General features: G+C 59.4%; 12 protein-coding genes. 2 read left to right on the top strand and 10 right to left on the bottom strand.

Translation table 11 applies throughout. From position 1 onward, the window contains the following. Positions 1 to 2 precede the first annotated feature (2 nt). Entirely contained in the window at positions 3 to 542 is a 540-nt protein-coding gene (locus ABJI08_RS01185; RefSeq protein WP_348399997.1) for a PAS and helix-turn-helix domain-containing protein, read from the top strand. Between the two features lie 31 nt (positions 543 to 573). Here the strand turns inward: ABJI08_RS01185 and urtE are convergent, their stop codons facing one another. The 5 genes from urtE to urtA all read right to left on the bottom strand — a co-directional run bounded on the left by urtE (position 574) and on the right by urtA (position 6,638). After that, entirely contained in the window at positions 574 to 1,269 is a 696-nt protein-coding gene (urtE, locus tag ABJI08_RS01180) for an urea ABC transporter ATP-binding subunit UrtE (RefSeq protein ID WP_348399996.1), read from the bottom strand. A gap of 3 nt (positions 1,270 to 1,272) precedes the next feature. Continuing rightward, positions 1,273 to 2,013, bottom strand: a complete 741-nt coding sequence (gene urtD / locus ABJI08_RS01175) for an urea ABC transporter ATP-binding protein UrtD (protein WP_348399995.1) — start codon at positions 2,011 to 2,013, stop codon at positions 1,273 to 1,275. Further along, the gene (gene urtC, locus ABJI08_RS01170; RefSeq protein ID WP_348399994.1) at positions 2,010 to 3,242 is read right to left on the bottom strand and encodes an urea ABC transporter permease subunit UrtC; all 1,233 of its coding nucleotides are present in this window, start codon (positions 3,240 to 3,242) and stop codon (positions 2,010 to 2,012) included. The genes urtD and urtC overlap by 4 nt, the downstream gene beginning before the upstream one ends. A gap of 129 nt (positions 3,243 to 3,371) precedes the next feature. Beyond that, a complete protein-coding gene (gene urtB / locus ABJI08_RS01165) occupies positions 3,372 to 5,327 on the bottom strand; it encodes an urea ABC transporter permease subunit UrtB (RefSeq protein ID WP_348399993.1) in 1,956 nt (651 codons plus the stop codon). A gap of 66 nt (positions 5,328 to 5,393) precedes the next feature. Continuing rightward, positions 5,394 to 6,638, bottom strand: a complete 1,245-nt coding sequence (gene urtA / locus ABJI08_RS01160) for an urea ABC transporter substrate-binding protein (protein ID WP_348400187.1) — start codon at positions 6,636 to 6,638, stop codon at positions 5,394 to 5,396. Between the two features lie 637 nt (positions 6,639 to 7,275). Here urtA and ilvD point away from each other — a divergent pair. Further along, positions 7,276 to 9,129 carry a dihydroxy-acid dehydratase gene (ilvD, locus tag ABJI08_RS01155; protein ID WP_348399992.1) on the top strand — a complete coding sequence of 618 codons (1,854 nt, stop codon included), beginning with the start codon at positions 7,276 to 7,278 and terminating at the stop codon, positions 9,127 to 9,129. A 76-nt stretch (positions 9,130 to 9,205) separates the two neighbouring features. On the opposite strand, the gene ABJI08_RS01150 is transcribed toward ilvD, so the two are convergent. The 5 genes from ABJI08_RS01150 to ABJI08_RS01130 form a co-directional block, all read right to left on the bottom strand. Continuing rightward, on the bottom strand, positions 9,206 to 10,381 hold the full coding sequence (locus tag ABJI08_RS01150; RefSeq protein WP_348399991.1) for a thiolase family protein: 1,176 nt from the start codon (positions 10,379 to 10,381) through the stop codon (positions 9,206 to 9,208). Continuing rightward, positions 10,356 to 11,870 carry an AMP-binding protein gene (locus ABJI08_RS01145; protein ID WP_348399990.1) on the bottom strand — a complete coding sequence of 505 codons (1,515 nt, stop codon included), beginning with the start codon at positions 11,868 to 11,870 and terminating at the stop codon, positions 10,356 to 10,358. The genes ABJI08_RS01150 and ABJI08_RS01145 overlap by 26 nt, the downstream gene beginning before the upstream one ends. 3 nt (positions 11,871 to 11,873) lie before the next feature. Further along, positions 11,874 to 12,410, bottom strand: coding sequence for a biotin transporter BioY (locus tag ABJI08_RS01140; protein ID WP_348399989.1), 537 nt, complete (start codon positions 12,408 to 12,410; stop codon positions 11,874 to 11,876). Between the two features lie 109 nt (positions 12,411 to 12,519). Continuing rightward, positions 12,520 to 13,116: an energy-coupling factor transporter transmembrane protein EcfT gene (locus ABJI08_RS01135; RefSeq protein WP_348399988.1), complete on the bottom strand. Its 597-nt coding sequence runs from the start codon at positions 13,114 to 13,116 to the stop codon at positions 12,520 to 12,522. Then, positions 13,116 to 13,790 carry an ABC transporter ATP-binding protein gene (locus tag ABJI08_RS01130; protein WP_348399987.1) on the bottom strand — a complete coding sequence of 225 codons (675 nt, stop codon included), beginning with the start codon at positions 13,788 to 13,790 and terminating at the stop codon, positions 13,116 to 13,118. The genes ABJI08_RS01135 and ABJI08_RS01130 overlap by 1 nt, the downstream gene beginning before the upstream one ends. Between the last annotated feature and the right edge of the window lie 33 nt (positions 13,791 to 13,823).

Below are 13,823 nucleotides of genomic sequence, written 5' to 3'. Positions count from 1 at the left end.
ACATGGATCTGGACAAATTAGCTTATGACGCGGCGCCGGTTGGTATTGTGCTGAGCGAGCAGCGGGTGATCCGGGCCTGCAATGCGGCGTTTGCCGAGATGCTGGGATATGATCGATCTGATTTGGTGGGGCAATCATTTCGGGTGCTTTACGGAACGGTCGAAGAATTTGACCGGGTGCGCGACATTGGTCTGGCACCGTTGCAAGAAACCCATGTTTACACAGATGAACGCATGATGCGGCGACGCGATGGCAGCCAGATATGGTGCCGGTTTCGAGCGCATTCTCTGACGCCCGAGGATCCGCTGGCGCAGCTTGTCATGACATTTGCGGTGATTTCAGACAGCCCGCCCGGAGCGCTGAGTGCGCGCGAGCGGCAGGTTGTGGGTGGCCTGGGGCGCGGGTTGACCAGCAAGGAAATTGCGCGCGAGCTGGGTCTGTCGCCGCGCACGGTCGAAGATGTCCGCGCGCGGTTGCTAAAGCGGTTTGGCGTCAGGAATGCCACGGAATTGCTGGGGCAGTTGACCTATCTGGCGCCCTGATTCTGGCGCCCGGATCAAGTCCTGAAACGGGTCAGACTGACACCGCCTCAAGCAATTCTTCGCGGGTGAGTGCCTCGGCAGGGCCGGATTTGACCACGGCCCCGCGCCGCAGGATGACAAAGCTGTCGGCGTGTTCATAGGCAAAATCAAAGAACTGTTCGACAAGGATAATCGCCATATCGCCCCGGTCGCGCAGATAGTCGATGACCTTGCCGATCTGCTTGATGATATTGGGCTGGATGCCTTCGGTGGGTTCATCCAGCAGCAAAAGTTTGGGCTTGGTGATCAGCGCACGTGCGATGGCCAGTTGTTGTTGCTGTCCGCCTGACAGGTCGCCGCCGCGACGATGCAGGAAGTCCTTAAGGATGGGGAACAGTTCGAATATTTCATCCGGGATGAAATGTTCTGAGCGCGGCAGGCAGGCAAAGCCGGTTTCCAGATTTTCACGCACCGTCAGCAGGGGGAAGACGTCGCGCCCTTGTGGCACATAGCCGACGCCCATCTGGCCCATCATGTGGGCAGGCAATCTGTCCAGCGTCTTCCCGTCAAAGGCAATATCGCCTGAGCTGCGCATGTGCGTGCCCGAGATCGCCTTGAGCAGGGAGGTTTTACCAACACCATTGGTGCCCATGATACAGGTGGTCTTGCCCAGTTCGGCCTGCATCGAGATATCATGCAGGATTTGCGAGCTGCCATAATGCAGGTTCAGATTGTCGATTTTCAGCATGTCTTAGCGTCCCAGATAGACATCGATGACCTCTTGGTTCGAGGTGACGTGATCAAGTGAGCCTTCGGCCAGAACGGCGCCTTCGTGCAGGACCGTGACCCGGCAATTCAGACGGCGCACGAACTCCATGTCGTGTTCCACGACAACAACAGCGCGGGTTTTGGCGGCTTCGACCAGAATGGATGTGGTGTGTTCGCGTTCTTCGGGGGTCATGCCCGCCGCCGGTTCATCAACCAACAGCAATTGCGGGTCTTGTGCCAGCAACATGCCGATTTCGAGCCACTGTTTTTGACCATGGCTCAGCTCGCCCGATTTGCGGGGCAGCTGATCTGACAGGCCAATCTGATCCGCGAGGTCATGGACTTTCTGAGTGTCAGACGGGCCGCGTTTGTAGAACAGCACCGAGAACGGGTTGCGGTCTTTCTTGAGCGCGAGCAGCAGATTGTCAAACACCGTCTGGTCTTCGAACACGGTGGGGCGCTGGAATTTGCGGCCTACCCCGGCGCGGGCGATTTTGGCCTCGGACATTTTCAGCAGTGAGACGGATTTTTCGCCCCAGATCACGCGCCCTTCGTCCGGTTTGGTTTTGCCGGTGACGATGTCCATAAAAGTGGTTTTGCCAGCGCCGTTGGGGCCGATGATGGCGCGCATTTCAGCAGAGCCGATCTGAAAGGACAGGTTGTTGATGGCGCGAAAGCCATCAAAGCTGACCGAAACGCCGGATACTTCGAGAAGGGTGCTCATGCTTCGGCCTCCTGTTCCTGTAACGAACCGCTGCCCGGACCCAGATCAGAGCCGTGGCGGTTGGGTGGCTTGCGCCCGCTCCAGAGATCAAACAGGCCACCGATGCCTTTGGGGGCGAACAATGTGACCAGCACAAAGCTGAGGCCGAGCACGACCTGCCACCAGTCGACCCAGTCGATGGTGTAAAAACCAAGCGGAATAGAGGGCACCTGACCACCGGTGAACCATGTCGAAACAAGGCTGACAAAGGCTGCGCCGATGACCGCGCCGTAGAGCCGACCGCGTCCGCCGATGGCGACCCAGACCGCGAGGTAGATCGAAGCGATGGGCGCAATCTCGGCCGGGTTGATGATGCCGGCTTGCGGGTAATAGAGCGCCCCGGCGATGCCGGCGATGATGGCGGTGACGGTGAAAATGAAGAGCTTGTAGCCTTCGACCGAGTAGCCAAGGAAGCGCACGCGCGCCTCGTCATCGCGGATGCCGCGCAGGACGGACCCAAATTTACCGGACACGACCCAGGCGGCAAAGATATAGCCCAGACCAAGGGCTGCGGCTGAGGCCCAGAGGAACCAGAGTGATACGGTGGCTTGCGGTACGTCTTTCAGGCCGGGCAGGTTTTGCAGGCCCGACAGGCCGTTATTGCCGCGCAGGCCGCTGTCGTTCTGGAACAGGTACAGCGCGAGGGCCAGCGTCATGGCTTGCGTGAGGATCGAGAGATACACGCCGGTGACGCGGCTGCGGAAGGCGAGCCAGCCAAAGACCAGCGCCAGAAGACCGGGCACTGCGACCACGAGGATCAGTTGCAGGGTCAGGCTGTGAGAGAAGGCCCAGATCAGGGGAAAGTCCGAGCTGCCAACCACGCCGAAAATCTGATTGCCGATGGCGTCGGTGACTTCCTGAGCGGTGGGGGGAATGTCGTTATTGGCCATGGAGGACAGGATGATGTCGCGGGTGCGTTCATACATCAGCCACATACCAATCATATAGCCGCCCAGTCCGAAAAAGGCGAAGTGCCCCAACGAGAGAATGCCGGTGTAGCCCCAGACAAGGTCCATCGCCAATGCGATCAGACACAGGCACAGGGTTTTGCCAAGGGTTTTGACAAAACTGGTCGAGATCAGACCGGTGCCGACGGACTCGGACAAGGCGGTGACGCCAAGCGTGAACAGGGCCAGACAGGCGAGAAAGATCAGCACCGATGGGTTGCGTGCAAAGAGGGAACGGGTCATGAGAATGTGCCCCTTTTGGCAGCCGGGAGGGGGGCGCTGCCCCCGTCGCCACGGGCGACTCCCCCGGAGTATTTCTGGAACAAGGAAAGGCGGGTCAGCATCAGGGCTGAAAAGCAAAGCGGCATGTCATCAGTCTCCTGCTGCGCGGCCCTTGAGGGCGATGATGCCACGGGGGCGGAACTGGATGAAAATGATGATGAAGATGATCATAAAGGTCTGCGCTGCCAGCGTGTTGGACGGGTTCATCCATTCGATGCCTTTTTGCAGGAAGCCGATCATGGCCGCCCCGGCAAGGGTGCCCCAGATATTGCCAACCCCGCCCACAACCACCGTCATGAAGGATTGTACGATATAGTCTGAGCCAAGTTCGGAGGTGACTTTGGCAAACAGGCCGATGGCGACGCCGGCAATGCCTGCGATGCCCGAGCCAAGCCCAAATGTCAGCATGTTCACCTTGTCAGGGTTGATACCCATTGAGGCGGCCATGCGCGGGTTCTGGGTGACGGCGCGGGTTTCAAGGCCAAGCCGGGTGCGCTTCATGATGAACAGAAACACGCCAAGGAATATCAGCGCCAGCACGAAGATCGCGATGCGGATATAGCTGATCGACACAACGTCATTCATCACCCATGCGCTATCGAGCCAGCCGGGTGCGGTCAGAGGCCGGGCCTGTGTGCCAAAGATGTTCTTGGCCACTTGCTGTAGCGCAATAGAAATCCCAAATGTGGCCAGCAGCGTTTCCAGCGGGCGGTTATAGAGGTGGCGGATCACCAGCCGTTCCATCACCACACCGGCGGCAAATGTGACGGCAAAGGCCAGCGGCAGCGCGATCAGGATCGACACAGTGTAATTGGGCACCAGCTGTTGCACGACGTAGCCTGTATAGGCGCCCATCATGATGAATTCGCCATGCGCCATGTTGATCACGCCCATCACGCCAAAGGTGATGGCAAGGCCGATGGCCGCAAGAAAGAAGATCGAGGCCAGTGAAACGCCATCAAGCACGAGATCGAGCGCCTGATTAACGCCAACCCGGGTTTCGATGCCCGACAAGGCTTTCGCCGCCGCATCGGTGACGGGTTTGGAGGGCTCGACATAAGCGTCAAAGAAACTGTGGGCGGCCAGCGATGCCGTGACCTGTTCGGCAGTTGGGTGCGCCGGGGCTTTGCCATCCGCCACAAGGCGGGCATAGGCGCGGGCGCGGGCGGCGTCTGTGTTCAGGCTGGCGATTGGCACGCCGCCGACTTTGCCACCTTGAATGTTCTGAGACAGGGCGATGCGTTGTTCATTGGCGGGAACCAAAGCCGGGGCCAGTTTTTGCGCGGTCAGCAGGGCATAAGCGTCAGGTGCTGTTAAGGCGTCGGTGCCCGGTGTCAGCACGGTTGCAACATTTTCGGAGGCAGGCATGTCGCCGGGGGCAACCTTGCGGGTTGTGGTCAGTAGCGTGTTCAGCGTGGCGCGGGTGTCCAGCGAGATGTCCGAGGAAATCCGGTCGATGGCAGCAATGCGGGCGGCTTCGTCGGTGTCAAAGCTGATCGTGAGCAGGGTTTCAAGCTCTTGCTTGCGGGCCTTGATGGCCGGATCGGTTTCGCCGTCAATCGAGGCGCGCAGCGGGGCGAGGTGGCTGGTTTCAGGGTCGCGCTGAATGGCGGTGAGCGCCGCAAGACGCCGCACAGGGTCAGGGTCGGACAATTGAAACTGGACCAAAGCCACGCCGATCAGGGCGCGCACGCCGCTGTTGGGTTTAAGTTGCTTGAGGTCCTTCTTGTCGAACTCGCCAACTGGTTCGCCAGTGTCGAAATCGGTCAGGAGATAGGTTTTCTTGGCCACTTCTTTGGCGGCAAAAAACAGCCCGTCAGATTTGCGGCGCCACATGTCCTTGGCTTGCCATGTCTGCAGAACAGACTGGGCTTGAGGAATGCCGCTGGCGGCAATGGCGTCGATGGCCGGGCCGATTGTTTTGCGCGAGCCTTTGGCGATAACGTCGCCATGGGTCTGCAACACCTCCTGTATGGTGCTGGTCTGCGCTTGCGATGTGGGGGAGAGGAACAGGATGGCCGCGAGGGCGACGAGAATAACCCGCATAAGTCCTACCAGATAGTCAGAGGAGTGGGGCAGGGGAGTAGTCCCCTGCGCCCTTGGATCAGGTGATCAGTAGTTGGACAGCTGTTGCACGCAGCTGTTGGTTTCGGTGTTGTACATACCGCAACCCAGGTCTTTCCAATCCGACTTGAGGATTGCCGATTCCGGCAGGAAATCGGTCCATGCATCGCCGGGGACTTCTTCGGTCTGGCTGATGATGTCAAACTGACCATCGTCCTGAATTTCACCGATCAGAACCGGCTTGGCCAGGTGGTGGTTAGGCAGCATAACGGCTGTACCACCGGTCAGGTTTGGCACTTCGAGACCATACATCGCTGTGCGAACGGCATCGACGTCTGCGGTGCCGGCGGCTTCCAGTGCTTTGATGTACATGTTGAAGCCAATGACGTGTGCTTCCATTGGGTCGTTGGTGACACGCTCTTCACCCATGCGGGCTTTCCATGCGGCGATGAATTCGTCGTTCAGATCGCTTTCTGCCGACTGGAAATAGTTCCATGCCGCCAGGTGACCAACGAGGTTGGTTGTGTCCAGACCGGAGAGTTCTTCTTCGCCAACCGAGAATGCAACAACCGGAATGTCATCTGCAGAAACGCCAGCTGCGGCCAGTTCTTTGTAAAAGCCGATATTGGCGTCGCCGTTGATGGTTGAGATCACGCCAACCTTTTTGCCGTCAGCGCCCAGTGCGACAACGTCTGCCACGATCTTGGACCAGTCAGAGTGACCAAAGGGTGTGTAGTTGACGAAGATGTCGTCAGCCGCAATGCCCTTGTCCTTGAGGTAGCTTTCCAGAATGTTGTTGGTGGTGCGGGGGTAGACATAGTCGGTGCCCAGCAGCGCGAATTTCTCAACGCCCAGTTCTTCCAGGAAGTAATCCGTGGCCGGGATCGCCTGTTGGTTTGGCGCGGCGCCGGTGTAGAAGACGTTCTTAGAGCTTTCTTCACCCTCGTACTGCACCGGGTAGAACATCAGGCCGTTCAGCTCTTCCAGAACCGGCAGCGCCGATTTGCGCGATACGGATGTCCAGCTTCCGAAAATCACGTCAACTTCTTCTACGGTCAGCAATTCACGGGCTTTTTCCGCAAACAGTGGCCAGTCAGAGGCCGGGTCAACAACAACGGCTTCGAGCTGTTTGCCCAGAACGCCGCCCTTTTTGTTCTGCTCATCGATGAGCATCAGCATGGTGTCTTTGAGAGTGGTTTCAGAGATGGCCATTGTGCCGGAAAGAGAGTGCAGCACGCCAACCTTGATGGTGTCTTCAGCGGCAAACGCGACGCCGCCAAAGCCAGCGAGCATCACGGAACCAGCAAGAGTGGTTTTCAGGAAATTCATGTACGTCCTCCTGCAAGGAATAAGCCGGTCCCCTTGCGCAAAAGCGCATTTGGCCCTACCCCGATCCTTGCAACTTTATGTTGCGATCCGTGTGGCGGCCCTTTTCGAGATCCAAATCGTCGGGTCGTCACACACCCGATAAATGAGACAGACTGTCCGCGCGTCGGGTGCCTTAACCTTCTGCGTTGCGGCGAGAGGTGCAATTTTAGGCGCTGGGTTTTTAAGCATTTCCGGGCGTCTGCTCGATTTTTGGGCGGACGCTCCGGTATTCGCCTGATTATTGAGCGTCTGGAATGCGAATTTCTTACCGAAGTATTAATTTCCAGACCTGCGGCAGGTTGGTTCATCGCAGGATTTGCCCAAAAAACGAGCCGATTCCCACATTATTATTGGGGCGGATGGTGGACTATGTTTTTGTAACCACCGGTGTGGGGCACGGACCCCAGCCAGCATCTTAGTCAAAGACAGCATTGATAGGCGGCGCAAAACCGGCTCTCAGGCATCACAAAATTGCAGGAGTCTCTTGCAAATACGGGCTTGGGATGGCACCCGTCGAGACCAGACCCGCGACTGGGACACGCTTTAGCCAGGGAGGCCCGCCATGCCTGATCTTCGTTCAAAAACCTCTACCTTTGGCCGCCGTATGGCCGCTGCGCGCGCTTTGTGGCGTGCGACCGGCATGAAAACCGGGGATTTTGGTAAGCCGATTGTGGCCGTGGTCAACTCGTTCACTGAGTTTGTGCCCGGGCACGTGCACCTGAAAGACATGGGGTCGCTGGTTGCGCGTGAGATTGAAAAGGCCGGTGGTGTTGCCAAAGAGATGAACACCATTGCTGTGGATGATGGCATTGCGATGGGCCATGATGGCATGCTGTATTCGCTGCCTTCACGTGAAGTGATTGCCGACAGCGTGGAATATATGGCCAACGCGCATTGCGCGGATGCGCTGGTTTGTATCTCGAACTGTGACAAGATCACGCCCGGTATGCTGATGGCAGCGATGCGTCTGAACATCCCGGCGATCTTTGTCTCGGGCGGGCCGATGGAAGCGGGCAAGGTTCTGTTGAAAGATGGCGAGCATAAAGCCGATCTGGTGACGGCTATTGTGGGCGCGACGGATCAGGACCGCTCTCAGGAGGAAGTCGACAAGCTGGAGCGCTCGGCCTGTCCAACCTGTGGATCGTGTTCCGGCATGTTCACCGCCAATTCGATGAACTGTCTGGCCGAAGCGCTGGGTCTGGCATTGCCGGGCAATGGATCGCTTTTGGCCACACATTCCAAGCGCAAATCGTTGTTTGAAGAAGCCGGACAGAAGATCGTTGAGCTGTGTGATCGTTGGTACAAGGAAGACGACGTAACCGCGCTGCCCCGCGGTATTGCGACGTTTGAAGCATTTGAGAACGCGATGGCGCTGGATATCGCGATGGGCGGGTCCACCAATACAGTTTTGCACCTGTTGGCGATTGCCTATGAGGGTAAGGTGGATTTCACCATGGCTGACATGGACCGCATGAGCCGCCAGATCCCGCATCTGTGCAAAGTGGCGCCGTCGACGCCCAAGTATCACATGGAAGATGTGCACCGGGCCGGTGGCATCGCGCGTATTTTGGGCGAGCTGGACCGTGAGGGCAAAATCCACCGCGATTGCGCCACAGTGCATGAAAAGACGGTTGGCGGATTTATCGACAAGTGGGACGTGCGCCGCGAAAGCGCGGGCAACGAAGCGCGTGATCTGTTTATTGCCGCGCCGGGCGGTGTGCGCACGGTTGAGGCGTTCAGCCAGTCGCGCATGTATACCGAGCTGGATCTGGACATCGAAGACGGCTGTGTGCGTGATTTTGACAATGCGTATAGCCAGGAAGGTGGCTTGTGTGTGTTGTTCGGCAATCTGGCGGAGCAGGGCTGTATCCTGAAAACCGCCGGTGTGATCAAAGAGATGTACGAATTCGAAGGCACGGCGGTTGTGTTTGAATCCCAGGACGATGCGGTTGAAGGCATTTTGGGCGGCAAGGTCAAGCCGGGGTCAGTTGTGGTGATCCGCTATGAAGGCCCCAAGGGCGGACCCGGCATGCAGGAAATGCTGTATCCAACCGCGTATCTGAAATCGATGAAGCTGGACACCACCTGTGCGTTGGTCACGGATGGGCGTTTCTCGGGCGGGACTGCAGGCTTGTCGATTGGGCACGCGTCCCCGGAAGCGGCGGAAAAGGGTGTGATCGGGTTGGTAGAAGATGGCGACAAGATCACCATTTCGGTGCCTGAGCGGTCGATCCAGCTGAACGTGTCAGACGAGGTTCTGGACGCGCGCCGCGTCGCGCATCCGCAGGCGGACAAGAAAGCGTGGAAGGCCGTGGGCCGCCCGCGTGCTGTGTCGACGGCGCTCAAGGCCTATGCGGCCCATGTGGCAAACGCGTCGCTGGGTGCTGTGCGGGTGCTGGATGAAGACGACGACTAAGTCTGTCCTGGGTTTGGAAATAGGAACGGGGTCGCAATGTGCGGCCCCGTTTTGTGTTTGAGCCCTGCGATATGTTTCAGAGCTCGATGGGCTGGAACGCGGCCGTCAGTCCCTGACCGCCGCCAATGCCGATCATGGCCATAGCGAGTGATGAGGCGGGCGCCGGATGGCGCACCAGCTGAGAAAACAGCCGGGTGACCAGAATGGCGCCGGATGCGCCAAACGGATGGCCCAGAGCAATGGCTCCGCCAGCCGGGTTGGGCAGGGTTTGGGGCAGCTTTAGCTGATCAAGGCAGGCCAGTGCCTGGGCGGCAAAAGCTTCGTTGAATTCCAGATGTGTCAGGTCGGACAAAGATATGTCCGACCTACGGGACAGCAGCTTTCGCGTCGCGGCCACGGGGCCGATGCCCAATTGGGTCGGAACGACTCCGGCGCTGGCGGCGTCAACAAAGGCCAGAGCGTGTGCATGCCCCAGCTTTTGGGCGCGGCTGAGCGAGGTGACGACAAGTGCCGCTGCGCCGTCGTTCAGCGGGCAGGCATTGCCCACGGTCACAGTGCCACCCGGGCGAAAGGCCGGGCGCAGTCGGGCGAGGCGTTGGGCTGTCATGGTGTTGCGAATGCACTCGTCCTGGGACTGTCCGTCGACGGGCGTTATTTCATCGACAAAGTCGCCTGCGCGCTGGGCGTGATCGGCGCGGGTTTGGGATTGCAGGGCAAAAGCGTCCTGCCTTTCCCGGGTGATGTGAAACGTTTCTGCCACGTTTTCAGCTGCGGCCCCCATGTCGGGGTCACCAATTGTATCGGGCGCAAAGCGGGCGCGGGCGTAGCTGTGTTCGTTCAGGTCTTTGGTGGCGGGCAGGCGGCGCAGGGGCGCACGGCTTTGGCTTTCGACGCCGCCGGCCAGGATCACATCGGCAGCGCCGGATTGGATCTGGCGACAGGCCTGAATAACCGCTTCCAGCCCCGAGCCGCATTGCCGGTCGACCGTGACGCCGGGAACTGAAGTCGGAAACCCGGCCTGCAACAGCGAGAGGCGGGCGACATTACCGCCGGGGCCTGCGGCGTTGCCAAGGATGACGTCGTCAATTTCTGCAGGTTCAAGCCTGGCGTCCTGCGCGACCGCTTGCAGGACGGGGGCGGCAATCTCTTCGATTTCCAGCCCGGAGAACATGCCGCCCGCACGACCGATGGCGCTGCGCCGGGCAGCGATGATAACCGGTTGGCGGTCAGCGGGCAGGTTCAAGCGGGGCAAGGCGGGGGTCACTTTCTGTCAGCCATGTTTCAAGTGTGGCCTGCGCGATCTTGCCGCTTTGGGTGCGGGGCCACGCGGCGACTGTATAGAAGGCGCGCGGGGTTTTGTAGCGTGGTAGATGTCTGGCGATGTGGTTGTGTAAATTTTGAGGTTTGAAATCGGGCGCGGGCAGGATCACCGCTGCCAATACCTGACCACGCGCGCGGTCGGGTTGGCTGAGCACCACGGCAGAGTCGACACCGGGGCAGTTTGTCAGATGCGCTGCGACTTCCTGAGGGTAGACGTTGAAGCCACCGCTCAGAACCATTCCGCCTTCGCGGCCCAGCAATGTCAGGCTGCCATCGTCATTCTGGCGGCCAATATCGCCAACTGTGGCCCAGTCGCCCTGACGGCGAAAGCCGCTGTTGCGTCCGCCGGACAAGTAGCCCGCAATCGCCAGATCACCGCGTACAAATATAGTGCCGTCCTGTCCCGGTTCTACGTCGGATCCGTCCTGCATCATGCGCATGTCGACATGCGCAAACGGGTGGCCGACGCTGTGGGGCGGGGCGCTGGAGCCTGTTTGTGCGTGATGCGCGACGCTGACAAAGCCCAGCTCGGATGCGCCGTAATACTCGTGGATCGTGGCAGCTGGAAATGCGCTGCGCAATTCGGTCAGGCGGTGCGCGTCGAGTTTCGAGCCCGCCGTGGTCACGTTTGTCATGTCAGCGAACGGGCCGCGTGTGGCAATTGTCTGGATCATAGAAGGCACAGCGACGAGGCGGCGGACTGGCTGGGTGTGCATCAGGTGGGATGCGGCAAAGGCGTCGAAATGATCCAGCCCATAAAACGACGCGCCTGCATCCAGTGTTTCGGCAAAGGCATAAAGTGTCAGACCGTGGGACAGCGGTCCGGGGGCCAGCGTGTGGGTGCTTGGGTCAAGATCGAACACAGGTTTCCCGGCGCGGAGGCTGGCCTGCCAGCTGTGGCGGTTACGGGCAAAGGCCTTGGGGCGGGCGGTTGTACCGCTGGTGAAGCCAACCAGAAAGGTGCCTTGGGGATCGGGTGTCGTGGGGTGGAAGTCGCAAGGTTCAGGCAGCGCCAGATCAGCGAGACAGATGGGTATGCCAAGCGTGTTGGCCTGCGCGATCAGCCTGTTTTGATGAGACAGGGCCACCAGAACATCTGGGCGCGGCAAAGTCAGCATGTCGGCCAGTTGCGTGGCAGGCCAGGATGGGTCCATGACCATGACACCGTGATGGGTGGCCATCCCGGTGGCCAGCACAACGGCGGCAGACGGATGGTTGCCAAGCGACGTGGCAATCAGGCGGCCTTGGGGTGGTAATGACACGCCGGGTTGAGGTGTTGCGGGCTGCACCTGTGCCCAGCGATCAAGGCCCGACACCTGACGCACAAGCTCTTGATAGGTCAGCGACTGTCCGGAAACACAAACCGCCAACGCCTGGGGGCGCTGGCGGGCATGGGTTGCGAGTGGCGCGGACAGCGGCATGGATCAGAGCGCCGGATAAGCCCGGCGCACGCCTCGTGTGATGATCGCCGCCAACACCACTTTGATCAGGTCGCCGGGGATATAGGCCAGCATGATGGTCACGGCTTTGCTGAGCGGAAGCTTGGCGACAAGCGCCATCCACGGGATGCCAATCGCATACATCACCAGGATACCGCCAAAGGCGATAATGGCGGCCATTTTGACCAGCCCTGCGTCCCGGTTACGTTCCAGCAACCAGCCAATGACACATGCCGCGACCGGCCATGCCAGAAGGAAGCCGCCGGATGCGCCAAGCAAGACGCCAAAGCCTCCGCGTCCGCCGGACAAGAGCGGCAGACCTACAGCGACCAGCACGATAAACAGCGCCAGCGCCAGACCGCCACGGCGGGCACCGGCCAATGCGCCGGCAAGCATTACGCCAAGCGATTGCGCGGTGATCGGGGGCAGGCCCAGACCGGCAAAGCTGATTGGTGGAAAAAGAGCCAGCGCGGCGGTGAGGGCGGCGAACAGAGCGATATAGACGATGCTCTTGGTGTCCATGTTGTGCGTTTCCTTTGTGTCGTTGACAACTTGGAGGATGGCGGGCGTGGTAATGCTGCGGGTGCGAAAAGGCAAGTGTTGGCTTTGTATCAGCGCTGGTTCGGCCCGTTTAAGGACGGTATCCCCGCGCCTCGATCGCATCAGAAATATCGTCCGCCATTTTAAGCATACGAATGGCGACGGGCATGGCTGTGGCGATGATCGAACGTTCCAGCCCGCGCGCTTTTTGCGCCTCACGCACTTCGGTGGTGAGCTGTGCCAGAACGGGGATGAAGCGCAGGGCCAGCGAAATGGCCAGTCCGACCTTGGCCGGGTTCACGCCAATCGGGCGCAGAAATCGCAGGGCGTGGGTGATGGTGTCGATCATGTCGCTGGAACGAGTGGTCAGCGTGACCAGACCGGCGAGCATCAGCAATGTGGTCAGGCGCAGAACGACAAAGGCGGCAAGCTCGGGGCCGCTGAGCCACCATTGCAGTGCGAGGAAAAATAGCAGGATCCACAGTACCGGGCGGGTCTGGTTCCATGCCTGCCGGAGTGTGAGCCTTGCGAGGGCATAGAACGCCAGCACAAGGGTCAGTGCCGTAAGCGTTACCCATATGTTTTCAAACAGAAAAAGCGTGGTGCCGCCCAGCATCAGCGCACCGATTTTCGGGCCCGGTGACAGGCGGTGCAGCGGCGAGGTGCCCGGTGAGTAGAGGTCAAGCATCAGGCCATCAACCGTTCATATGCCGGGATGGCGGTGGCGGGGATGTCGTCGATCACAACACGGCCTTCTTCGAACACCAGAACCCGGTCATAGTCAGAGATCAGGTCTAGATCGTGGGTGGCGAGAATGATGGTCTGATCCAGCGCGTCCAGTGCGGCGGCAATGCGCCGTTTGTTGCGCAGATCAAGCAGGGTTGTGGGTTCGTCCAGCACAACAATGGCCGGGTCCATGACCAGCACGCCCGAGATTGCGAGCAATTGTTTCTGACCACCCGACAACAGATGTGCAGGGTGTTCGCGCAAATCCTGCATGTCATATCGTGTCAGGATTTCGGTTGTCTTGGCGGCAATCTTATCCTTTGAAAACCCTAGGTTTTTCATGCCAAAAGCGAGGTCTTCTTCGACCACGGGAAAGACGATCTGGTTGTCGGGGTTCTGAAATACAAAGCCCACTTTTTGCCGGACATCCTTGCCATGATTGCGGGTGTTGAGGCCTGCGACCTGAACGTCGCCTGTGCTGGGCAGAACCAGACCGTTGAGCAGGCGGGCGAAGCTTGATTTGCCCGAACCGTTGGCACCAATGATGGCGATGCGACGTTCGCTGAGGGTGAGCGAGATGTCATGCAGCACCGTGCGGGTGCCGTAGCTGAGGCTGACATTTGTGATCTCGATCATGCGCCGGGTCCAAGGTAGTTTGAGCGCTCTTAA

The organism is Shimia sp., assembly GCF_039969785.1.
GTDB lineage: Bacteria > Pseudomonadota > Alphaproteobacteria > Rhodobacterales > Rhodobacteraceae > Shimia.
The sequence above is the reverse complement of the archived record's forward strand: the minus strand, read 5'-3'. Positions and strand labels throughout refer to the sequence as shown.

Excerpts from the sequence above, each read along its gene's own strand:
- urtA (WP_348400187.1), bottom strand. The coding sequence starts at position 6,638 with ATGCTCGCTGGCTTTGGCGGCGTCGCGTTTGCCGCTGAAGACACCATC.
- ABJI08_RS01185 (WP_348399997.1), top strand. The coding sequence starts at position 3 with ATGGATCTGGACAAATTAGCTTATGACGCGGCGCCGGTTGGTATTGTG.
- urtB (WP_348399993.1), bottom strand. The coding sequence starts at position 5,327 with ATGCGGGTTATTCTCGTCGCCCTCGCGGCCATCCTGTTCCTCTCCCCC.
- ABJI08_RS01140 (WP_348399989.1), bottom strand. The coding sequence starts at position 12,410 with ATGGACACCAAGAGCATCGTCTATATCGCTCTGTTCGCCGCCCTCACC.
- urtC (WP_348399994.1), bottom strand. The coding sequence starts at position 3,242 with ATGACCCGTTCCCTCTTTGCACGCAACCCATCGGTGCTGATCTTTCTC.
- ABJI08_RS01135 (WP_348399988.1), bottom strand. The coding sequence starts at position 13,116 with ATGCTTGACCTCTACTCACCGGGCACCTCGCCGCTGCACCGCCTGTCA.
- ABJI08_RS01130 (WP_348399987.1), bottom strand. The coding sequence starts at position 13,790 with ATGATCGAGATCACAAATGTCAGCCTCAGCTACGGCACCCGCACGGTG.
- ABJI08_RS01145 (WP_348399990.1), bottom strand. The coding sequence starts at position 11,870 with ATGCCGCTGTCCGCGCCACTCGCAACCCATGCCCGCCAGCGCCCCCAG.
- ilvD (WP_348399992.1), top strand. The coding sequence starts at position 7,276 with ATGCCTGATCTTCGTTCAAAAACCTCTACCTTTGGCCGCCGTATGGCC.
- urtD (WP_348399995.1), bottom strand. The coding sequence starts at position 2,013 with ATGAGCACCCTTCTCGAAGTATCCGGCGTTTCGGTCAGCTTTGATGGC.
- urtE (WP_348399996.1), bottom strand. The coding sequence starts at position 1,269 with ATGCTGAAAATCGACAATCTGAACCTGCATTATGGCAGCTCGCAAATC.